Origin of the sequence: Erwinia rhapontici, assembly GCF_012271765.1 — a bacterium.
GTDB lineage: Bacteria > Pseudomonadota > Gammaproteobacteria > Enterobacterales > Enterobacteriaceae > Erwinia > Erwinia rhapontici.
In genome coordinates this window covers 20,809-42,069 of record NZ_VRKO01000018.1, presented here as the reverse complement: position 1 = coordinate 42,069, position 21,261 = coordinate 20,809, and the positions used below count along the sequence as shown (strand labels likewise).

General features: G+C 51.5%; 18 protein-coding genes. 10 read left to right on the top strand and 8 right to left on the bottom strand.

The annotated features are described in order from the left end of the window. Positions 1-14: 14 nt before the first annotated feature. Entirely contained in the window at positions 15-566 is a 552-nt protein-coding gene (gene ssuE, locus FVB43_RS23145) for an NADPH-dependent FMN reductase (RefSeq protein WP_133841012.1), read from the bottom strand. Between the two features lie 257 nt (positions 567-823). Between ssuE and pyrD the strand changes: the two genes are divergently transcribed. Both pyrD and FVB43_RS23135 read left to right on the top strand, forming a co-directional pair. Then, positions 824-1,834, top strand: a complete 1,011-nt coding sequence (gene pyrD, locus FVB43_RS23140; protein WP_133841011.1) for a quinone-dependent dihydroorotate dehydrogenase — start codon at positions 824-826, stop codon at positions 1,832-1,834. Positions 1,835-2,018: 184 nt separating this feature from the next. Beyond that, a complete protein-coding gene (locus tag FVB43_RS23135; RefSeq protein ID WP_133841010.1) occupies positions 2,019-2,564 on the top strand; it encodes a cell division protein ZapC in 546 nt (181 codons plus the stop codon). 16 nt (positions 2,565-2,580) lie between these two features. Here FVB43_RS23135 and FVB43_RS23130 read toward each other — a convergent pair whose 3' ends face one another. Beyond that, positions 2,581-3,690 carry a YcbX family protein gene (locus tag FVB43_RS23130; RefSeq protein ID WP_133841009.1) on the bottom strand — a complete coding sequence of 370 codons (1,110 nt, stop codon included), beginning with the start codon at positions 3,688-3,690 and terminating at the stop codon, positions 2,581-2,583. 132 nt (positions 3,691-3,822) lie between these two features. Here FVB43_RS23130 and rlmKL point away from each other — a divergent pair, with 132 nt between their 5' ends. The 6 genes from rlmKL (at position 3,823) to rmf (ending at position 11,796) form a co-directional block, all read left to right on the top strand. Next, the gene (rlmKL, locus tag FVB43_RS23125; protein ID WP_133841008.1) at positions 3,823-5,940 is read left to right on the top strand and encodes a bifunctional 23S rRNA (guanine(2069)-N(7))-methyltransferase RlmK/23S rRNA (guanine(2445)-N(2))-methyltransferase RlmL; all 2,118 of its coding nucleotides are present in this window, start codon (positions 3,823-3,825) and stop codon (positions 5,938-5,940) included. Positions 5,941-5,946: 6 nt separating this feature from the next. Further along, positions 5,947-7,860, top strand: coding sequence for an ABC transporter ATP-binding protein (locus tag FVB43_RS23120; RefSeq protein ID WP_159337123.1), 1,914 nt, complete (start codon positions 5,947-5,949; stop codon positions 7,858-7,860). Positions 7,861-7,892: 32 nt separating this feature from the next. Beyond that, on the top strand, positions 7,893-9,167 hold the full coding sequence (pqiA, locus tag FVB43_RS23115) for a membrane integrity-associated transporter subunit PqiA (RefSeq protein ID WP_133841006.1): 1,275 nt from the start codon (positions 7,893-7,895) through the stop codon (positions 9,165-9,167). After that, a complete protein-coding gene (gene pqiB, locus FVB43_RS23110) occupies positions 9,154-10,794 on the top strand; it encodes an intermembrane transport protein PqiB (RefSeq protein ID WP_167864852.1) in 1,641 nt (546 codons plus the stop codon). Before pqiA ends, pqiB begins: the two co-directional genes overlap by 14 nt. Further along, positions 10,794-11,351, top strand: coding sequence for a membrane integrity-associated transporter subunit PqiC (gene pqiC / locus FVB43_RS23105; protein ID WP_133841004.1), 558 nt, complete (start codon positions 10,794-10,796; stop codon positions 11,349-11,351). Before pqiB ends, pqiC begins: the two co-directional genes overlap by 1 nt. A 277-nt stretch (positions 11,352-11,628) precedes the next feature. After that, positions 11,629-11,796, top strand: a complete 168-nt coding sequence (rmf, locus tag FVB43_RS23100) for a ribosome modulation factor (RefSeq protein ID WP_072277417.1) — start codon at positions 11,629-11,631, stop codon at positions 11,794-11,796. Between the two features lie 193 nt (positions 11,797-11,989). Here the strand turns inward: rmf and fabA are convergent, their stop codons facing one another. Together fabA and FVB43_RS23090 are read right to left on the bottom strand one after the other, a co-directional pair. After that, a complete protein-coding gene (gene fabA, locus FVB43_RS23095) occupies positions 11,990-12,508 on the bottom strand; it encodes a bifunctional 3-hydroxydecanoyl-ACP dehydratase/trans-2-decenoyl-ACP isomerase (protein ID WP_133841003.1) in 519 nt (172 codons plus the stop codon). A gap of 68 nt (positions 12,509-12,576) precedes the next feature. Beyond that, entirely contained in the window at positions 12,577-14,337 is a 1,761-nt protein-coding gene (locus FVB43_RS23090) for an AAA family ATPase (RefSeq protein WP_159337122.1), read from the bottom strand. Positions 14,338-14,522: 185 nt separating this feature from the next. Between FVB43_RS23090 and matP the strand changes: the two genes are divergently transcribed. Beyond that, positions 14,523-14,978 (top strand): macrodomain Ter protein MatP, encoded by a 456-nt coding sequence (matP, locus tag FVB43_RS23085; protein WP_133841001.1) that lies wholly within the window; start codon positions 14,523-14,525, stop codon positions 14,976-14,978. A gap of 89 nt (positions 14,979-15,067) precedes the next feature. On the opposite strand, the gene ompA is transcribed toward matP, so the two are convergent. Next, the gene (ompA, locus tag FVB43_RS23080; RefSeq protein ID WP_159337121.1) at positions 15,068-16,135 is read right to left on the bottom strand and encodes a porin OmpA; all 1,068 of its coding nucleotides are present in this window, start codon (positions 16,133-16,135) and stop codon (positions 15,068-15,070) included. Positions 16,136-16,484: 349 nt separating this feature from the next. Next, on the bottom strand, positions 16,485-16,991 hold the full coding sequence (sulA, locus tag FVB43_RS23075; RefSeq protein ID WP_133840999.1) for an SOS-induced cell division inhibitor SulA: 507 nt from the start codon (positions 16,989-16,991) through the stop codon (positions 16,485-16,487). 1,016 nt (positions 16,992-18,007) lie between these two features. Between sulA and FVB43_RS23070 the strand changes: the two genes are divergently transcribed. Next, on the top strand, positions 18,008-18,637 hold the full coding sequence (locus FVB43_RS23070) for a TfoX/Sxy family DNA transformation protein (protein WP_133840998.1): 630 nt from the start codon (positions 18,008-18,010) through the stop codon (positions 18,635-18,637). Here FVB43_RS23070 and yccS read toward each other — a convergent pair. Beyond that, positions 18,634-20,775, bottom strand: a complete 2,142-nt coding sequence (gene yccS, locus FVB43_RS23065) for a YccS family putative transporter (protein ID WP_159337120.1) — start codon at positions 20,773-20,775, stop codon at positions 18,634-18,636. The two genes, FVB43_RS23070 and yccS, sit on opposite strands and share 4 nt — an antisense overlap. 9 nt (positions 20,776-20,784) lie before the next feature. After that, the gene (locus FVB43_RS23060; RefSeq protein ID WP_133840996.1) at positions 20,785-21,231 is read right to left on the bottom strand and encodes a YccF domain-containing protein; all 447 of its coding nucleotides are present in this window, start codon (positions 21,229-21,231) and stop codon (positions 20,785-20,787) included. Positions 21,232-21,261 lie beyond the last annotated feature (30 nt).

The window sequence follows — 21,261 nt, the reverse complement described above, 5'->3', positions numbered from 1 at the left end:
AGACGGTCACCTTTTCAGACGGCAGCAGCCAGAGGTTGATGGCGGCGGGCAAGTGCATGCCAGAAGGTATCGATCGACTCTGCCAGCCGCTCAGCCAGAATCGGAGAGAGTTCAGGCGTCCGGTCGTAATGGCTGATCTGCGTATCGTCAGCGAATACCCCGTGCAGCACTTCCTGCGCTTTCAGTGCATTCAGAACGGGTTTCAGTGCGTAATCGACGGCCAGCAGATGGGCTACGGTGCCGCCTGTTGCCAGCGGTAACACCACTTTATGTTCCAGCGCACGTTCTGGCAGCAGGTCAAGCAGCGTTTTCAATGCCCCGGCAAACGATGCCTTATAGACAGGGGTTGCGACGATCAACCCGTCAGCCGATTCGAGGTCTTCCTTTAAGGCCAGCAGGGCGGGGGAATCGAAGCGGGCATACAATAAATCTTCGGGATTGAAGTTATGCAGATTCCACGGGATAACCTCGACGCCGCGTTTTTCCAGCGCATGCTGGCAAATGGTCAGTAGTGCGGTGGAGCGTGAAGGAAAACGGGGGCTTCCCGCCAGAGTAATAACGCGCATAACCTCTCCTTATAACCAAAAGTTATTGATAAACGAAATTCAAGAACCGATGGCTCATCCTGACAGAGCGCGTTTGGACGCTTAAATGATTTATCCGGCATATTTTTGCCAGTTTGCACATATAGCGCGGCATAACGGCCTTGATGAAGTAAAAAAACCGTCGATTCAGGCCCGCTTTTGCGCCAGGTCATTTCCCTTTACCCCATGAAACCCGGATAATACGACCCCGATTTTCCATCGGGACCTCAGGAGTGACCATGTATTACCCTTTCGTTCGTAAGGCGCTGTTTCAGCTCGATCCTGAGCGCGCGCATGACCTGACTTTGCAGCAGTTGAAGCGTATCTCCGGCACCCCGCTGATGGGTCTTATCCGTCAGTCGCTCCCTTTTAAGCCCGTAACCTGCATGGGACTGACCTTTAAGAATCCACTGGGCCTGGCCGCTGGTCTGGATAAAAACGGCGAATGCATTGATGCATTTGGTGCGATGGGGTTTGGTTCCATTGAAATTGGTACCGTGACGCCGCGCCCTCAGCCGGGCAATGATAAGCCGCGTATGTTCCGGATTGTGGCAGCGGAAGGGATCATCAACCGCATGGGCTTCAATAATATGGGCGTTGATAACCTGGTAGAGAATGTTAAAAAAGCCCATTTTGACGGTATCCTCGGCATTAATATTGGCAAGAATAAAGATACCCCGGTAGAGCAGGGTAAAGACGATTATTTAACCTGTATGGATAAGATTTATCCGTATGCTGGCTACATCGCCATCAATATCTCTTCACCTAACACCCCAGGCTTACGATCTTTACAATACGGCGAAGCGCTGGATGATTTGCTGGCGGCGATTAAAATCCGTCAAAACGATCTTCAACAGATCCATCATAAATATGTTCCTGTGGCGGTTAAGATCGCACCGGATCTTTCTGAAGAAGAATTGATCCAGGTGGCCGACAGTTTAGTGCGTCACAATATTGATGGCGTGATTGCGACCAATACCACCCTCGATCGTGAGCTGGTAAAAGGATTAAAGCACGCGGAAGAAGCGGGTGGGCTAAGTGGTCGTCCGGTACAGCTGCGCAGTACCGAAATCGTTCGCCGTCTGGCGCTGGAATTACAGGGGCGCATCCCAATTATTGGCGTTGGTGGGATTGATTCACTGGTTTCGGCGCGTGAAAAAATGACGGCGGGTGCTTCGCTGGTGCAAATATATTCTGGATTTATTTACAAAGGTCCGCCTTTGATAAAAGAAATTGTGACTCATCTCTAGGTTAATTTAGCGTTAAATATGCCAGGGGCTTTATTTTCGCTGCTCTCTCGTTTATATTTTGTGCTGTTCAGACAATATTCAAATTTTACAGAGCGAGCTGAGAGCGTTAACGAAGCCTCTGGTTTCCGGAAAGGGAATATGCTTTTCCGGCTACTTGTAACTAAGTATTAATACAGGAACCATCATGAGGATAAAACCAGACGATAACTGGCGTTGGTTTTTCGACGAAGAACATGACCGGATGATGCTCGACCTGGCGGACGGTATGTTATTTCGTTCCCGCTTTCCGCGCAAAATGTTAACGCCTGATGCTTTTGATGTTTCCGGTTTCTGTGTTGATGATGCTGCACTGTTTTTCACCTTTGACGAACGCTGCCGTGATACGCAATTGAATGCCGATCAGCGAGCTGAGCTGGTGCTGAATGCGCTGGTGGCCACGCGTTTCCTGAAACCATTGATGCCTAAAAGCTGGCATTTTGACAGCTATATTCAGGGAAACTGGCGTCCGGCTGACGGTGAACTGGTCAACGTCAAGGTCTCTGACAGCGGTGAATCGGCAAGTCTGCTGGTGGTAGAGTCTGGTGACAGCGCCGCACTGTGCCTGCTGGCGCAGGCGCAGTTAACTGTGGCTGGTCGTGGAATGGTATTGGGTGATGCAATTAAAATTATGCATGATCGCTTGCTTCCTCACGCCAGTGCAGATGGTATTCGCTTCGCACGCGCGGTGTAAGTCACCGCGCTTGCTATTAGCGCAGCACCACATCGCCCGCCGGAATACAGCTACAGCTTAATACGCTGCCGTCCTGACGTATCGCCCCTTTTTTCATCGCTTTCACTTCCCCACTGACCAGTGTGACTTTGCAACTTCCGCAGATACCTGAGCGGCAGGAATAAGGCACTTTAATGCCCTGAAGCTCCAGCTGTTCCAGCAATACCTGTTGATTGTTACCAGTAAAATGCTGGCCCTGCCAGTGGATGGTCACATCGCGGGCTGCAACGGTGGCAACCTCCAGCGTTTCTGTTACGCGTCCTGCACCGTAAGCGCGTGGCGTATGGCTGGTTAACACCTCAATTTTATCGCCCACGCGAACGACGCCGCTGCTGCGAGCCACCAGGTTAAGGCCAAAATCAATATCACCGCTTCCATCCAGCGCACTGCGAAACCCCTGTAAGGTATTCAGTGGCTCGCCGCCGGGATGTTTACGACCATATTGTGTGCTGACGGTGGTTAATACACAGCGGCTACAGGGTTTCGGCACATCGAAGATAATTTCCCCGATACGTAATGACGACCAGCTATCTTCCGCCCATGCACCCGCACCGCTAACCACCAGGTTGGGGCGAAACTGTTCCATTCTCACCCCCGCCGGACAACGTTGTTGCAGATCGTGCAAAGAGGCCTCATTGACCAGCAGAAACGGGTAACCGTCAGCAAATCCCAATGGGACCTCGTCAAAGCGTTTTACCCGGCGGGTCATCTCCGGGCCGACCCAGCGTAACTGCACCTGGCGCGGGAAAAAATCACTCAGCCATTGATTAATCGTGTCGGGAGCGATTAACGCGGTGAACTGGCTACCCCAGACTTCGGTTGGCGCGGGAGTCTTGAGGAAATCCTCAAAGCGCACGGTCGCACTGCTGCCATCCGGCGCGCTCAGGTGTAACCCGTCGACGATCAGCGCCGGGGTAAACAGCACCATTTCAGGATATTGCCGCGCGGTAATAAAGGTGCCATCGGGTTCGGTCAGCATAAAGATACGGTCGAAGGCCAGACCGCTGTTCAGCGCCTGCGCATGGGAAACCTGCATCCCTCGCATTGATTTAACCGGATGAACAAATAAACGAGACAGACTGATCATGGCGATTCTCCATTGCGCCCACCGCGGACCCTGTTATTTACAGGGTTTTTGCAGTAATAAACGCTAACTTTATGACATGACGTCATGATTAGCTATAATGCGCAGCAATTTCTGATGACGATAAGTGACGCTATGAATTCTCTGTTTGCCAGTACGGCGCGTGGGCTCGAAGAGCTGTTAAAAAGTGAACTGGAAGCGCTGGGGGCCGAAGGCTGCCAGGTGGTCCAGGGCGGCGTACATTTCCAGGGCGATGATCGTCTGATGTATCAGAGTCTGATGTGGAGCCGACTGGCTTCACGTATCCTCCTGCCGCTAACCGAATGCGGCGTTTACAGCGACCTCGATCTTTATCTCGGGGTGCAGGCGATTGACTGGCCAGCCATGTTTGGCAGCGACCAAACCTTCGTGGTGCATTTCAGCGGGTTGAATGAGGTGATCCGTAATAGCCAGTACGGCGCGTTGAAAGTGAAAGACGCTATCGTTGATAGCTTTACCCGTAAAAACCTGCCGCGCCCGAATGTTGACCGCGAGCAGGCGGATATTCGCGTTAACGTCTGGTTGAATAAAGATACGGCCAGTATTGCCCTGGATCTGAGCGGGGACGGCCTGCATCAGCGCGGCTATCGCCAACAGACGGGTCAGGCTCCGTTGAAAGAGAACCTGGCAGCGGCCATCGTGCAGCGATCCGGTTGGCAGGTGGGATCGCCGCTGGTGGATCCGATGTGTGGTTCCGGGACCTTGCTGATTGAAGCCGCAATGATCGCCAGCGATCGTGCGCCAGGACTGCAACGTAAACACTGGGGCTTTACGGGCTGGAGCCAGTTTAATCAGTCCCTGTGGAGCGATGTGACGCGCGAAGCACACGAACGCGCCCGTAAAGGGTTAGAGGAAACCACGTCGCGGTTCTACGGCTATGATAATGACTCCCGGGTGATCGAACGTGCCCGCGCCAACGCCCGTAACGCCGGGCTGACTGACCTCATTGAGTTCACGACCCAGGACGTGCTGAAGTTGACCAACCCGCTGGCGCAGGGAGTGACCGGGACGGTGCTGAGTAACCCACCGTACGGCGAGCGTCTGGACAGTGAACCTGCGTTGATTGCGCTGCACGGCCAGCTGGGCCGTATTATGAAAACGCATTTTGGTGGCTGGAACCTGTCTCTGTTCAGTGCTTCACCAGAGCTGCTGAGCTGCCTGCAATTGCGAGCCGACCGCCAGTTTAAAGCGAAGAACGGCCCGCTGGATTGCGTGCAGAAAAACTACCAGTTGGCGGAAAATCCGACCGGTGCCGCTGCGGGCCAGTTGGCAGAAGACTACGCCAACCGTCTGCGCAAAAATACCAAGAAACTGGATAAATGGGCGCGTCAGGAAGGGATTGAATGCTATCGCGTCTACGATGCCGATCTGCCCGACTACAATGTGGCGGTCGACCGCTACGGCGACTGGGTTGTGGTGCAGGAATATGCGGCGCCGAAAACCATCGAGCCAGCCAAAGCGCGTCAGCGCCTGTTTGATGTGATTGCCGCAACCCTCAGCGTGCTCGAACTGCCGGCTAACCGACTGGTGCTGAAAACCCGTGAAAAACAGAAAGGAAAAAATCAGTATCAGAAACTGGGCGAGAAGGGCGATTTCTTTGAAGTCGGTGAGTTTAACGCCAAATTATGGGTTAATCTGACGGACTATCTCGACACTGGCCTGTTCCTCGACCACCGTGTTGCCCGCAAAATGCTGGGGCAGATGAGTAAAGGGAAAGACTTCCTGAACCTGTTTGCTTACACCGGCAGCGCCAGCGTTCATGCTGGTCTGGGAGGCGCGCGCAGCACGACTACGATCGATATGTCGCGTACCTATCTCGAATGGGCCGAGCGCAATATGCGTCTCAACGGTTTGTCCGGGCGTCAGCACCGTCTGATGCAGGCAGACTGCCTGAGCTGGCTGCGTGATGCGGATGAACAGTTTGATCTGATCTTTATCGATCCGCCGACGTTCTCTAACTCCAAGCGTATGGAAGAGAGCTTTGACGTGCAGCGCGATCATCTTGATCTGATGAAAGATCTGAAGCGTCTGCTGCGTAAAGGGGGCACCGTAATGTTCTCCAACAATAAACGCGGCTTCAAAATGGATTCTGCCGGCCTGGAAGCTCTTGGCCTGGCTGCTACTGAAATCACTGCGAAAACACAGTCGCAGGATTTTGCCCGTAATCGTCAAATTCACAACTGCTGGCTGATCACTCACGCCGGTAAGGAATAAGTTTTTATGTCACTAATCAGTATTCATGGCGCTTACCTCTCATTCAGCGATGCGCCGCTGTTGGATAACACTGAACTGCACATCGAAGAAAACGAGCGTGTTTGTCTGGTTGGACGTAACGGGGCGGGTAAATCCACCCTGATGAAGATCATCAACCGCGAACAACCGCTGGATGATGGGCGCATTATTTATGAGCAGGACCTGGTGGTGGCACGCCTCCAGCAGGATCCGCCACGTAATGTGCAGGGCTCGGTGTATGATTTTGTCGCGGAAGGTGTGGAAGAGCAGGCGGAACACCTGAAAGCCTATCACGCGATCTCGCATAAAGTGATGGACGATCCGAGCGACAGAAACCTGAATGAGATGGCGCGCTTACAGGGCATTCTTGACCACCAGAATCTGTGGCAGCTGGAAAGCCGTATTCACGATGTGCTGCAACAAATCGGTCTGGATGGGGACGCCGAGCTGTCCTCATTATCCGGTGGATGGTTGCGTAAAGCTGCGCTTGGGCGCGCGCTGGTCAGCAATCCGAAAGTGCTGATGCTGGATGAACCCACTAACCACCTCGATATTGAAACTATCGACTGGCTGGAAACGTTCCTGAAAACATTCCAGGGCAGCATCATCTTCATTTCGCATGACCGTTCGTTTATTCGCAACATGGCGACGCGCATTGTTGATCTGGACCGTGGCAAGCTGGTTTCCTGGCCGGGCGATTACGATCTGTATCTGACCAGCAAGGAAGAAGCGCTGCGTGTTGAAGAAATGCAGAACGCCGAATTCGACCGCAAACTGGCGCAGGAAGAAGTGTGGATCCGTCAGGGCATCAAAGCGCGCCGTACGCGTAACGAAGGGCGTGTTCGTGCGCTTAAAGCGTTACGCCGTGAGCGTTCCGATCGCCGTGAAGTGATGGGTAAAGCCAATATGCAGGTCGAAGAGGCTTCTCGCTCCGGCAAGATTGTCTTCGAGCTGGAAAACGTCAGCTATGCGGTGGGTGGTAAACAACTGGTGCGTGATTTCTCCCGCCAGGTACAACGCGGTGATAAAATTGCCCTGATCGGCTCTAACGGCTGTGGCAAAACGACCATGCTGAAGTTGATGCTCGATGAGCTCAAGGCTGATAGCGGCCGCGTGCATATTGGCACCAAGCTTGAAGTCGCCTACTTTGACCAGCACCGCGCGGACCTGGACCCGGATCGCACGGTCATGGACAACCTGGCAGAGGGTAAACAGGAAGTGATGGTAAATGGTAAGCCACGCCACGTGCTGGGCTACCTGCAGGAGTTCCTGTTCCACCCTAAACGCGCGATGACGCCGGTGCGTGCTTTGTCTGGTGGTGAGCGTAACCGCCTGTTGCTGGCACGTCTGTTCCTTAAGCCAAGCAACCTGCTGATCCTCGATGAACCGACCAACGACCTCGATGTGGAAACGCTTGAGCTGCTGGAAGAGTTGGTTGATGGTTATCAGGGCACCGTTCTGCTGGTGAGCCACGATCGTCAGTTTGTTGATAACACCGTGACCGAATGCTGGATCTTTGAAGGCAATGGTGAAATCGGTGCGTTTGTTGGCGGCTACCACGATGCGCAGCTGCAGCGTAGTGCCTATAAACAAAACCGCGCCAGCGCAAAATCCACCAGTGCGCAGCCGCGTCAGGAAAACGCAAAAACTGACGCCGCAAAAAAACCTGCGGCTAAGTTAAGCTACAATTTGCAGCGTGAACTCGAACAACTGCCGAAGAAAATGGAAGAGCTGGAAGTCCGTCTTGAAACGTATCAGACGCAGGTTGCCGATGCTAACTTCTTCAACCAGCCCCATGATGTGACCCAGCCTGTACTGGATTCGCTCGCCAAGGCTGAACAGGAGCTGGAAGTCGCTTTCGAACGTTGGGAATACCTGGAGTCGTTAAGCAACGGCGCCTGATACTGCTGTTCTGAAATTATCGAGGGTCAGGTATGTGTTCGTCGCACCACGCGCATCAATGGATGCTTTGCCCACAGTGTGACCTGATGACACAGTTGCCAGATATCCGGCCGGGCAGCAAGGCAAGCTGCCCACGTTGTCATACCACACTTCAGTCTAACTGGGTTGAGCCGCGAAAGCGGCCAACGGCCTATGCGCTGGCAGCACTGTTTATGCTGCTGCTGGCTAACTTATTCCCTTTCATCAATATGCATGTTGCCGGACTCAGCAGTGAAATCACCCTGACCAAAATACCTCAGGTGATGATTTCCGATGACTACAGTAGCCTTGCGACGCTGTTTTTGCTGTTTGTTCAGGGGGTTCCGGCCTTCTGTATGCTGGTGATCCTGCTCTTAGTGAATGATATTACGTTGCCACAGGGGCTGAAACGCACTCTGGCACGCGTGCTGTTTCAGCTGAAAACCTGGGGCATGGCGGAGATCTTTCTCGCCGGTGTGTTGGTGAGCTTTGTAAAGCTTATGGCTTATGGTGATATCGGCATTGGCACCAGTTTTATCCCCTGGTGCCTGTTCTGCCTGTTACAGCTCAGAGCGTTTCAGTGTATTGATCGCCGTACATTATGGCTGCGGGTCGCCCCATTGCCTGTGCTTCCCTTCACGCCATTACCCGCCGTGAGTGGCTTGCGTCAGGGGCTGCGTTCCTGCAGTTGTTGTACTGCGGTACTCGCCAGCGATACGTTGGAATGTCCGCGCTGTGGGGTTCATGGGCATGTCAGACGAAAGCACAGCCTGCAATGGACACTCGCTTTATTGATGACATCAATCTTGCTCTATATCCCGGCCAATCTGATGCCGATCATGATTACCGAGGCGCTGGGCAATAAAATCACCTCAACCATTATGGCTGGCGTGATCCTGCTGTGGAGTGATGGATCCTACCCGGTGGCGCTGGTGATTTTTATCGCCAGTATCATGGTCCCAACGCTGAAAATGATGGCCATCGGCTGGTTGTGCTGGCATGCCAACGAGCGCGACAGCAACCGGGACGACAGTGATAAAATGCATAAAATATATGAGGTTGTTGAGTTCGTCGGGCGCTGGTCAATGATTGACGTATTCGTGATTGCCGTGTTATCGGCACTGGTGCGAATGGGGCAGTTGATGAGTATTTATCCAGCCAGTGGTGCGGTGCTGTTTGCCCTGGTGGTGATCCTGACGATGTTTGCCGCCATGACGTTTGATCCCCGTCTCACCTGGGACCGGATACAAGAAAAGAAGACTGAGGAGCCTGCAAGTGACGGACAATAACCACGGCGTAGCCACGGTAGATAAGATAAAGCGCTGGTCGCCGGTGTGGATCATCCCCATCGTCACCGTCTTGATAGGCGCATGGATTTTGTTTTATCACTTTAGCCATCAGGGCCCGGTAGTTACGTTGATTACGACCAACGCTGAAGGTATTGAAGGGGGGAAAACCCTGATTAAAAGCCGCAGCGTTAACGTCGGGGTGGTCGAAAGTGCCGTGCTAACTGACGATTTGCACCATGTGGAAATCAAGGCACGGCTTAATTCCGGCATGGAAAAACTGCTGCGTGAAGACAGCGCTTTTTGGGTGGTGAAACCCGCTATTGGTCGTGAAGGGATCACCGGGCTGGGAACGCTGCTGTCGGGTGCCTACATTGAACTTCAGCCGGGGGCCAAAGGTGAAAAAGCGGCGCAGTATGAACTGCTGGATTCACCCCCACTGGCGCCGCTGGATGCTAAAGGTATCCGCATTACCCTCGACAGTGAAAAAGCAGGCCAGCTTAATGCGGGTGACCCGGTGCTGTTCCGTGGTTATCGCGTGGGGTCTGTTGAAACCAGCGCCTTTGATGCGGACAAGCGCATGATGACCTATCAGTTGTTTATTTCCGCACCTTATGACCGCCTGGTGACCAGCAACGTTCGCTTCTGGAAAGACAGCGGAATAGCGGTGGATATGTCGGCTTCAGGAATGCGTGTGGAGATGGGATCGCTGACGACTCTGTTCAGCGGTGGTGTCAGCTTTGATGTACCAGAAGGCTGGGAGCGCGGCGAGCGGGTTGAAAACAAAGCGGAATACCGGCTGTTCAACGACCAGCGCAGCATTCAGGATTCACTCTATACCGAACACAAAGACTTCCTGCTGTTCTTTAACGACTCTATTCGTGGTCTGCAAAAAGGCGCGCCAGTCGAGTTCCGCGGTATCCGTCTGGGGACGGTCGCGGAGGTACCATTTACCATGCCAGGCCTTGCTCAGCGTCTGAATAATGATTACCGCATTCCAGTTCTGATCCGTATTGAACCGGACCGCTTCGAGAATCGCTTAGGTAATGATTTCAATATTGAGCAGCATCTGAAAGACGGTATCAAAAGTGGGCTACGAGCTTCACTGAAGTCTGCCAATCTGTTGACGGGCGCATTGTATGTCGATCTCGATTTCTACAACAACGCGAAACCTGTTAGCGGTCCGACAACGTTTGCTGACTATCAGCTGATCCCAACGGTCAGCGGTGGCCTGGCGCAAATTCAGCAGAAGCTGATGGAATCTCTGGATAAGATTAACAGTCTGCCGCTGAATCCGTTGCTGAACGAAGCGACCGGCACGTTGAAAGAGAGCCAGCGTACGTTGCGTGAAATGCAGAAAACGCTCGACAGTCTTAATCAGATCACTTCCAGCCAGTCGATGAAAGAGCTACCGGCGGATATGCAAAGCACGCTGCGTGAACTGAATCGCAGCATGAAGGGCTTCCAGCCAGGCTCACCGGCTTACAATAAGATGGTGGGAGATATGCAGCGTCTCGATCAGGTCCTGCGTGAATTGCAGCCTGTATTAAAAACGCTCAACACCAAGAGTAATGCGTTGGTATTCGAAGCCAAACCCGGTCAGGACCCACAGCCGAAGAGGGCGAAATAATGATGAAATGGATCCCCGTAGCTTTTGTGCTGGCACTGAGTGCTTGCAGCACCCCCAAAACGGCTTACTACCAATTGCCAACGGCGGGCAGCACGGCTGTTGTGGCCAGTCGGAACGTGGCGACGCCAGTATGGATAGAACGCGTATCGGTGCCGGATTACCTTGCCGGGAATGGTGTGGTCTACCAGAGCAATGATGTCCAGTTCGTGATAGCGGCGAATAACCAGTGGGCCAGCCCGCTGGATCAACAGTTGCAGCAAACGCTGGTGACCAATCTCAGCACGGCGTTGCCGGGAGCGCTGGTCTCGTCTTCTCCACTGGGACAGCAACACGATACGCTCAATGTCACCGTAACGGGTTTCCATGGTCGCTATGATGGACAGGCGGTGATCAGTGGTGAATGGATACTTGAACACAATGGGAAACTGCAAAAGCAGCCGTTTACGCTGGTACTACCGCAAAGCGAAGATGGTTACGATGGGTTAGTAAGAACCCTGGCTAAAGGATGGCAGCAGATTGCGGGGCAGGTCGCTAATGCGATAATTCGCGAACAATAAGAAAAAATTAACTAACGTACTAAGCCTTTGATTGTTGCAGAACCTGATTTCTGTGGCATCAAAGGCTTTTTTATTGCCATTCAGTCAGATAGCAGTGTTTTTTCAGCGAGCAGTGGCGAGAAATCATCATGGGTTTGATACACATTCATGACATTGGCGTGAAATTTGCGCGTTGATCTTTACTGAAAGTCGCGGTAGAACTTATGAGTGGTTGCGCGAAACGTAACCACTGTATCTTTCCACCAGATTCCACCAGACTAAATGAGGGAAACGCGGCATGAAGAGACAGAAACGAGATCGCCTGGATCGGGCACAATCACGGGGTTATCACGCAGGCATTACAGGACGCTCAAAAGAGATGTGTCCGTATCAAATGCTGGATGCTCGATCTCACTGGTTGGGAGGTTGGCGACAAGCCATGGAGGACAGGTCGGTTACCGCGTAACACCTGTCAGAGAAAGGGAAAAACCTCCGCTTATGCGGAGGTTTTCATTTTTATCCTTCATACTTCAAGTTGTCTCTGCGTTGGCTGCTTTCAGTCACCCGAATCACTGACTTCACTCAGCTCATCGGGATTCCTTCTTTTGCCGCCTTAATACAACTCGAATTATTTTGGATATCAGAAAGCAGTGAGAGACTTAGAACGCGGTGGTGTCTTTGAACAGGCCCACTTTCAGGTCAGTAGCGGTGTAAATCACGTTACCATCGACCAGTACTTCGCCATCTGCCACGCCCATCACCAGTTTACGGTTGATAACGCGTTTGAAATGAATACGGTAAGACACTTTCTTCGCGGTTGGCAGAACCTGGCCGGTAAATTTCACTTCACCCACGCCCAACGCACGACCTTTACCTTCAGCGCCTAACCAGCCGAGGTAGAAACCAACCAACTGCCACATAGCATCAAGGCCGAGGCAGCCTGGCATGACCGGGTCACCGATAAAATGGCAGCCGAAGAACCACAGGTCAGGATTGATATCCAGTTCAGCTTCAACGAAGCCTTTACCGTAGTTACCGCCGTCTTCGGTCATTTTAACCACGCGGTCCATCATCAACATATTGCCAGCTGGCAATGGCGGGCCTTCCGCGCCAAACAGTTCACCGCGACCAGAGGCAATCAGGTCTTCTTTTGTATAGGATTCGCGTTTATCTACCATGTTTTCAATAAGCCTTATTTTAATGAAGCAGGGAGTTTAGCTTACACGTGTACGCCGGACAAGTCCGATCAGCCGGGCGTAAACCAGTTTAACCAACGCAACGGCCACGGTCGATGGCGTGGTTCAGGGTGAAGTATCTGTGCGATACGGTCCTGAATCGAACGTAACAGGCACGCTCCTGTCTCTTTGTCCCACTCTACACCCGTTAACAGCGGCAGAGCTTCATCAACGCTGGAGACGGCCCACAGATGGAATTTACCTTCACGAACGGCATCAACCACCTCCTGCTGAAGCGAGAGGTGACGCACATTGGCCGCAGGAATAATGACCCCCTGGGTTCCGCTTAATGTGCGTTGATTACAGATGTGGAAGAAGCCTTCAATTTTTTCATTCAGCCCGCCAACAGGCTGCACGCGACCAAACTGATCGACGGAACCCGTCACAGCCAGCTGTTGATTGAGCGGCTGTGAGGCGAGGGCACTGATCAGTGCACACAGCTCAGCCAGGGAGGCGCTGTCACCATCGACTTCGGAGTAGGATTGCTCAAAAACGATTGAGGCAGAAAACGGCAGCTGTTGCTCAAGCTCCAGCTCTGCAATCAGCCATGCCTGCATGATCATCATACCTTTGGCATGAATATTACCGCCAAGCTCGGCTTTGCGCTCTACGTCGGTGAACTCACCATCGCCTACATGAACGACGCAGCTAATGCGTGAAGGTTCACCAAATGCGCGAGGATGGCCTGGGAACTCCATGACCGATAAGGCGTTGATCTGACCGATCATCTCGCCTTCTGTTTCAATCAGAATCTGATCAAGCAGGATCTCGTCACGAATGCGCTCAGGCAGGAAACCTTCACGCCATTCGCGCGTGCTGAGGGCATCCTGAAGATTTTCGGCAGTGAGCTGGTTGTCTTCGCTGTATAGTGCGGCTTCCTGTAACTGTCGGCCCAGCCATTGAGGATCCAGTGGAAGGGTATCCTGATCGCCGGTATAGCGTGCGGCCTCACGGATCAACACTGGCCAGAAATCAGGCGCAGGAGAGGGATAGCCAAGACTGTGGGCAACACTTTGCACCCACTGTAACCAGTGGTTGAATTCCTCTTCGTCCACGAGTTGAATATTGTCTTCGAACTCGCTGTACAGCGATAGCCCTGCCAGTTCAGGCTCCATATCCTGGAAATCTGCCAGCACATCGCGTTCACCCACCAGTACCAGGCGGAACTGCATTGGCATGGATGGGATCGCTAATGGCAGAGGACGGGTTTCATCCTGGGAATACCAGTCAAACCGTTGATTAACCATGATCTGTTTTAGCCGCAGCCACAGCAGCGGTTGCGCCATCAGGGCACGCATTGACAGGATCAATACTCCGCCATTGGCACGATGTACCAGACCTGGTGACAGCGTTATCGTAGACTGATGGATGCGTACACAGCCAAAGAGTTGTTCGGCTTCAATCCATTCAGCCTGATGAACTCCCCCTTCGCTGGCGAAATTATCCGCAGCGTTTTCCGCCGGACGCCAGTTTACCGCGTGTTCGCTGATGTCATATTGGCCACCAAATAAGGCCGGAACATCATCATCATCGACAGTAAGAGAGGAAAGAATATCCTGCAATAAAGCGAGATATTCAGCGCTCTCAGGGCTTTTGACCAGCATTAGCGGTACTTTGGCCGGGGTTTGCAGTAGCAGGCTCAAGCCATTAAACAGGCGTGCCTGCACGGATGCAAAGCACTCTGTATCGGCAGCATAGGCCTGCGAGAGGAGATGCTGGAAGCGTTCTGTATCGGGCTGTAGGGCGCGCCACTCTAATCGGTTGTTGGTCAAAGTTATCGTATTTTTCTTAGATGATTAAAAGCGGCATTATACAATATTTCAGCCGGTTAAGCACAGTGCACATGCACATCTGCGCTGCTTGCGTTAACATTGACGCTGATGTCCCTGTTTTCTTTACAGCCTGATGAAAAAAAGCTGTTATTCTTAATTCGTAATGTGGTCAGCATGAGATTCCGATGAAATACCAGCAACTGGAAAATCTTGAAAGCGGATGGAAATGGAAATACCTGGTCAAAAAACACCGTGAAGGTGAATTGATCACGCGTTATATCGAGTCAAGTGCAGCGCAGGCCGCCGTCGATGAGCTACTGGTGATGGAAAATCGACCAGTAGAGGTATTGAAATGGATCAGCCAGCATATTAATCCGCTGCTTGAAAATCGCATGAAGCAGACTATCCGTGCGCGTCGCAAACGTCATTTTAATGCCGAACATCAGCATACGCGTAAGAAATCTATCGATCTGGAATATCTGGTTTGGCAGCGGTTGGCTGGTCTTGCGCAGCGTCGAAATAGTACGTTGTCTGAGACGATAGTGCAGTTAATTGAAGATGCAGAACGTAAAGAGCAGTATGCCAGCCAGATGTCCTCGCTGAAGCAGGATCTAAAAGCGATTTTGGGCAAGCCTGAATAAAATCGACATATGCCTTATCCCTTCCTCTTTTTCACCTTATTCAGCCAATAAAAAACCCCGCCGGAGCGGGGTTTTTTTAACGAGATAACTTAAGCCTGTGGCTGAGTTACAACGTCTTTGATGCCTTTAACTTCGATTTCTACGCGACGGTCTGGCGCCAGGCAGTCGATCTGGGCGTTACGGCCTTTCACGCTGTCACAGGTGCTGCCGGTAACAGGGTTAGATTTACCCTCGCCACGTGCAGAGATCTTGTTAGCAGGGATGCCTTTAGACACGAGGTAGTCTACAACAGACTGAGCGCGTTTTTCAGACAGTTTCTGGTTGTACTGCTCTGAACCGATACGGTCAGTGTAGCCCAGAACGACAACAGAGCCGTCTTTAGGATCCAGATTGCTCAGCTGGGTATACAGCTGATCCAGAGCCTGCTGACCTTCTGGCTTCAGAGTGGCCTTGTTGAAGTTGAACAGAACGTCAGACTTCAGGGTGAAACGCTTGGTTTCAACAACTGGCGCTGGAGCCGGAGCCGGAGCAACAACTGGTGCTACTGCATCATCCTGACCGAAACGGTAGGAAACGCCAACACTCAGCATTGAGTTATCAGGACGCGCACCAACGGTACCTGCGTCACCGATGTTGTTAACCCACTGGTAATCCAGACGAGTTGCCCAGTTTTTGGTCACTGCGTATTCAACACCAACAGCAGCCAGCGGAGAAACGCCGGTGTCGTGGTCGCTGATACGAGTGCCGTTAGCGTTCTGGGTGGAGTCTGCACGCCATACCATGCCGCCCAGACGAGTGTACACGTCCAGATCGTCAGCAACTGGGTAGCTTAATTTAGCTGCCAGCTGAACGCCCTGCGCTTTGAAAGCGCCGTTGACGTTGTTGCCTTTGTTAGGCATGCGGCCTAACCAGTCGTAACCCAGCTCGAAGCCCAGGTACTGGTTTGCCTGATAGCCACCAAATGCACCAGCGCCGAGCTGGCTTTCATGTGATGGGCCGTCGTTATCTTGGTAACCGTTACCGTAGTAACCTTTGTCGTGGTACTGAGACCAGCCCAGTTTAGCACCGGTGTACCAGGTGTCATCTTTAGGGGCGGCCTGCGCTACGGTAGCGAAGCCAGCCAGTGCCACTGCAATTGCGATAGCTGTCTTTTTCATTTTTGCGCCTCGTTATCATCCAAATAGGCAATGAGCTTTAAATTAGCTCTTTGATTTAATCCTTCGCCGGGTTGAGAAGCTCGATTGTGACTCTTCCAAAAAATGGAGGTTATTGAGCACCCTGGCGAGCTAAAGTCTACAACGTACCAGCAAACTTACAAGTATGATGTGACGATGGTCAGCAAAAAAACAGCGTTTCATACACATTTTTTAACATTTGAGGGTGAATTCTTTGCTCAAAAACAGGTCTGAGAACCCAGCTAAACCGTTGTCGCACCGCGTCATAACATTATTAGCCTGTTAAGAAGGGTCTGGCAGAGATAAAGTCTGAGAAAAATCTTATTTTTACTTAATGATACAAAGATGAGTGAATTCTTAATCCATTAAGCGGTCTGGCTGAGGAGTAAATGCTATTTTCTGAGCGCATAATTAACCCCAGTGCCTGCCCTGAACTTGCTGCTTCTTGCAAGCGTTGACGATCCACTTCTGATACTTCTTCATCCAGCCAGCCTAAAACCACACTGTAATTCCCTGTCTGCAATGCTTTGATCATGGCTTCTACCGTGGTGATCGTACCGCAGTAGGGAGACTGCATGACTTTATCAAGGGGTAACCCGGAGCGCTGTAACCAGTCGCGGCTGAGCTTCTGTTGCGGTGTCAGCCATAACTGCCAGCGAGACTGCATCCCCAGCTGCTGCAACAAAGGCAGCAGCAGCAATTGAGTCATGTCAGGTTGATTCTCACTGTAAATCAGTTCGCTGATCAGGCCATTCGCACAAGTCGAGCCAGAGGACGCAGATGCGGAAGCATGCATGTTACGACTAACAGACTGAGATTTCAGGAAATGAGTACGCATAATGTCTTCGCTCACTAGGTTACTGTATGGATATACAGTATATGTGTGGTGAACAAAGATCAACCTTTAATCTGACTTCCTGACACATGTCGGCTCAGAGGCTGGTGTACTGAGAGTCTGTGTACACATGGCGAATGTATTAAGGCTTTTTTTCAGGTCTGACGGGTGTCGTTCCAGAGCTTCCTGACATTTCAAGCATTCTTGTTCTTACGGTTAAGAATTTAAACATTTGAGGTACATGGCAATCATTTATCAATGATAAGTGTCCGCACTTTGTATCGCAATTAACGATTACATCAGAAAGGAATAAAAGATAATATCGCTGCGAGTACCTATTTTCATATTCTATTTCCCGCCCTGGAAAGTAACGATACTTAACTTGTTTCTCATCGGGGGGATTAACGTTTACTCAGTCATGGTCGAGTAGGTGCTCGGGGCTTTCTGAACATTTGGTGGATGGCGATGAAAACATGAAAACTTCACCCATACATCCGCAGGATAAAAATTGTGGAATACATCCATTTTGGATCTCATTGGAACAGAATATCAGCATGTTTATTTTTCATGGTAACCCAGCCTTAACGGGCTGCAGAGGGATTCGATAGGGGGAGAATCGTGGTTTTTTTTTGATGAAGGGCCGTGAAACGCGGTTTGTACAGTATCTTCTTGCTTAACTTCCTCTGGTTAGCATGCCCGTTTGGTTGACCGGCTTTGTCGCGTTACTGTTATCCCGCTGGACGAAAAAATATTTAAGACTGAATTTTAACGAAGTGTGTTTTATTGAGTTTTTAACCGGATGCAGATATTGTGGTTTTTAATGCTATTTTTTTCTAAGGAGAAAATGCCGTCCTTGAATGTATTCTTATGAGCGATTTTTTTCGTAACGCCTCGCAAAATTACAATGTAAACACATGAAATAAAAATTAGTCGTTGAACCTGTAATGAGTATTGCCTATTTTCTAATATGTTTTACCGAGACCTTATGAGTTATTTCTTAACTAACTTGGGATGAGAATATGGATCGTTCGAAACGTAAAATTGCAGAAGCGAAACAACGACTGGCTCAGCTTGGAGAGGTGCAGTCCCGTACACAGTTTGGCGGTTATTGCCTGGCAGTGGAAAAAACTGTGTTTGCCGTGGTGGCTCAAGGAGAGCTTTATCTTCGCGCCTGTGAAGAGGTTCAATCCTATATTGTTGAGCGTAAGATGACACCGCTGAGCCTTAGTAAGCGTGGTGTGCCAGTAGAACTCAATTACTATCGTGTTGATGGTGCCTTGTGGTCTGATGGTGAACAGCTGGTAGCCATCTCCCAGCTTTGCCTGCAGGGAGCGAAGCAACAGCAGAGAGAGCGTCAGAATAACCGCCGTCTGAAGGACCTGCCCAATATGGGCATCAGAATGGAAATGTTACTACGGCAAGTGGGTATTTCAACCATCGAGATGCTGGTTCAACAGGGAGCAAAACGAAGCTGGCTGCTGCTACGTAACAACAACAAGAATCTGGGGTTAACGGTGCTCTTCGCTTTGCAAGGGGCCATTGTCGGTCGCCACTATGCCGCGCTTCCACAAGAGATGAAAGAAGAGCTGCGCCTTTGGTTTAACTACAATACGCAGCGAGAGCGTAAAAAGCCGCGTGAAGAAGATTAACCACGTAAGGCTATTTGTTTTTTAAGGCGCGTAATTTCAGGTAAAAGAGCCACCAGTAAACCAACCTGCTGCAAGACCAGTGGTTCTTTTGTTTCGGCATTGGCTTCGCTGTGCTGTAAGCGTAGCGCCAGACTGTCGATCATACGCTGTGCTTTCGCCTCATCGACGATGTCAATATGCAGTACATCGTCGACATAACAGACGGCATCATCCATGAGCTGCAGCATGGCATCGTTTTCCAGCTTCTCACGATGCGCGCCTAAAGCAGAAATGTAGCTCAAAAATGAATGGTTAAGGCACAGCAAACGGAAAGCCGCTTCTCGCAATGCCAGATCAGATTTATTTTCGACCGAGAGATTAGAAACAACGGATGCCAGTTCTGCATCACCGTTATGGGCATCGCGGCGAGCAATACGATAATCCAGTCGGTTATCTTTACCCTGGTGATACTGCACCAGAATAGCATCGAGATAGCGGCAGTTCGCATTCAGGGTGCGTTCAGCAACGGCAGGAAGCCGGCGAAAACGCCAGTCAGGCCAGATAAATGTCACCGCCAGCCAGGCAATACCGCAGCCAACCAGCGTATCAACAATACGCGGTATCGCGACTTCAAATCCTTCGCCCAACAGGTTGAAGCACAGTAACACCAGCAAGGTAATAAACATGGTGGCATGCGCATACTGAACGTTGCGGAAAGCGAAGAACAGCACGCCCGTAACCACAATCAGCATCAATTGTCCTTCAACAGAAGGAACCAGCCACAGCAACGGCAGACCCAGTACAATCCCGGCGAGTGTACCGATAATACGTAATGCCAGGCGACGACGCGTCGCACTGTAATTGGGCTGGCAGACAAACAGACTGGTCAGCAATATCCAGTAACCGTGTTGCACCCCGGTAGCCTGAATAATGCCATAGCCAACGCACAGCAGAAGCGACATGCGGACTGCATGACGAAACAGCGGAGACTCCGGGCTGAGATGGCGGCTCAGGCGAAGAAGAATATCGCTCCAGCCAGTTAGCCCCTCGCTGGATAGCGTCTGGTCATGCGGGGCATCGCCCTCTGTCAGAACTTGCTCTGATTCAATAGTCGCCAACTGGGCATCAATCGCTTTAAGGTTGTTCAGCAGGTAGGCCATGGCTTTGACCTCCGTGCTGTCAGGCTGCGCGGTTTCAAGGCGATGCAGCGCAGCATGCAGGTTTATAAAGACTCGTTCGAAGCGCGCATCATGCTGATAAGGCTCTCGCAGTAAGATTGAGCGCGAGAGCCGTCGGCAAGCTTGTGCCTGTAAAGATAAAAGACGCTGAAAGCGGAACAGAATATCGCTCTCCCCCCATGCTTTACGCAGTGCGTGATACTGCACATGGGAAGAGCTGGCTCGTTCATGGATATCCTGCGCAACAAAATAGTAGTGTAGCGTTCTGCGAGTACCACGCTGACCACGGTCACCGCGCAGTCGTGACTGAATCGATGCTTTGGCCTGATTAAGCAGTTGAACCAGTTGACTGTTCGCCATTGCCACGTCGACCAGCGTTTGGTGGTCATCCCCTTCAATATCGGGATCAAACAGGTTGGCTTTGGCTTCCAGATAGCGCGCCAGTTGCGCAAAGCAGCGAGATATATTTTCCTGCAACGGCCGGATAGGGAACAGCAGATGTCCGGATAAGGTCAGAAGGTTGTACCATACTGCACCCAGCAGTAGCAGCACCGGTTGCAGATACCATTGCGGAAATAAATGAATGCCCAGCATGGTATAAATGGCGATCAGTAATGCGCCAAAGGCGATTGTTGCGTAACGAGGCCCCAGTGCGCCGAGCAAAATGAAGCCCCAACTGGACAGCGCTAGCCCGGCAACAAATAGCCACGGATGCGGGAAGAGTAATTCGACTGAAACGGAAGCAATACAAAAACAGACCAGCGTGATCAGCAGGTTACGTAATCGTCCGGCAAGACGATCGTCAAGATCCGCCAGCGCAGCAGCCACGACTCCCAGCGTTAGTGGGATCGTCCAGGTAATCTGATGCAGCCACCAGGGTACGGCAGTGGTGCCTGCCAGCGCCAGAGTGATGCGGATATTGTACAACCAGGTACTGTTAAAGGCGTAGCGGCGTACATTGCCGATCATGGTCTTGTTCATTATCGTAACTTAGCGGAAACGCGCACGTGCGTTGGCTTCACGAGCGGCCTGAGCAACTTCGACGGAAACCACGCGGCGGCCAACCGGCCACAAGGCAATAGCAGCAATTTTAAAATTAGCGATACCAACGGGAATGCCAATAATCGTCACACACTGTGCGATGCCTGCCATGATATGCATCACGCACAGCCACCAGCCAAACAGTACCAGCCAGAAAATGTTCAGCAGAGTGCCGCCAGAATTCAGAAGCGCATTTTTACCTGATGGGTTCAGCTCATCAACATGCACTGCTTCATTACCATAAGGGAGGAGAGACAGTTTGGTTATCTCCCAGCAGGAGCGGGTGAGTGGCAGGGTAAAGATAAAAATAATGCTCACAACCGTGGCCACCAGCCAGGAGAATGTGGTCAGGAATCCACCCAGCACAAAATTCAGAACATTTAATACGGTGCGCATAAAAGAGTTTCCCTTCAGCAGATAACGGTG

Coding starts and splice junctions, on each gene's coding strand:
- ssuE (WP_133841012.1), bottom strand. CDS start 566: ATGCGCGTTATTACTCTGGCGGGAAGCCCCCGTTTTCCTTCACGCTCC.
- pyrD (WP_133841011.1), top strand. CDS start 824: ATGTATTACCCTTTCGTTCGTAAGGCGCTGTTTCAGCTCGATCCTGAG.
- FVB43_RS23135 (WP_133841010.1), top strand. CDS start 2,019: ATGAGGATAAAACCAGACGATAACTGGCGTTGGTTTTTCGACGAAGAA.
- FVB43_RS23130 (WP_133841009.1), bottom strand. CDS start 3,690: ATGATCAGTCTGTCTCGTTTATTTGTTCATCCGGTTAAATCAATGCGA.
- rlmKL (WP_133841008.1), top strand. CDS start 3,823: ATGAATTCTCTGTTTGCCAGTACGGCGCGTGGGCTCGAAGAGCTGTTA.
- FVB43_RS23120 (WP_159337123.1), top strand. CDS start 5,947: ATGTCACTAATCAGTATTCATGGCGCTTACCTCTCATTCAGCGATGCG.
- pqiA (WP_133841006.1), top strand. CDS start 7,893: ATGTGTTCGTCGCACCACGCGCATCAATGGATGCTTTGCCCACAGTGT.
- pqiC (WP_133841004.1), top strand. CDS start 10,794: ATGATGAAATGGATCCCCGTAGCTTTTGTGCTGGCACTGAGTGCTTGC.
- rmf (WP_072277417.1), top strand. CDS start 11,629: ATGAAGAGACAGAAACGAGATCGCCTGGATCGGGCACAATCACGGGGT.
- fabA (WP_133841003.1), bottom strand. CDS start 12,508: ATGGTAGATAAACGCGAATCCTATACAAAAGAAGACCTGATTGCCTCT.
- matP (WP_133841001.1), top strand. CDS start 14,523: ATGAAATACCAGCAACTGGAAAATCTTGAAAGCGGATGGAAATGGAAA.
- ompA (WP_159337121.1), bottom strand. CDS start 16,135: ATGAAAAAGACAGCTATCGCAATTGCAGTGGCACTGGCTGGCTTCGCT.
- sulA (WP_133840999.1), bottom strand. CDS start 16,991: ATGCGTACTCATTTCCTGAAATCTCAGTCTGTTAGTCGTAACATGCAT.
- FVB43_RS23070 (WP_133840998.1), top strand. CDS start 18,008: ATGGATCGTTCGAAACGTAAAATTGCAGAAGCGAAACAACGACTGGCT.
- yccS (WP_159337120.1), bottom strand. CDS start 20,775: ATGAACAAGACCATGATCGGCAATGTACGCCGCTACGCCTTTAACAGT.
- FVB43_RS23060 (WP_133840996.1), bottom strand. CDS start 21,231: ATGCGCACCGTATTAAATGTTCTGAATTTTGTGCTGGGTGGATTCCTG.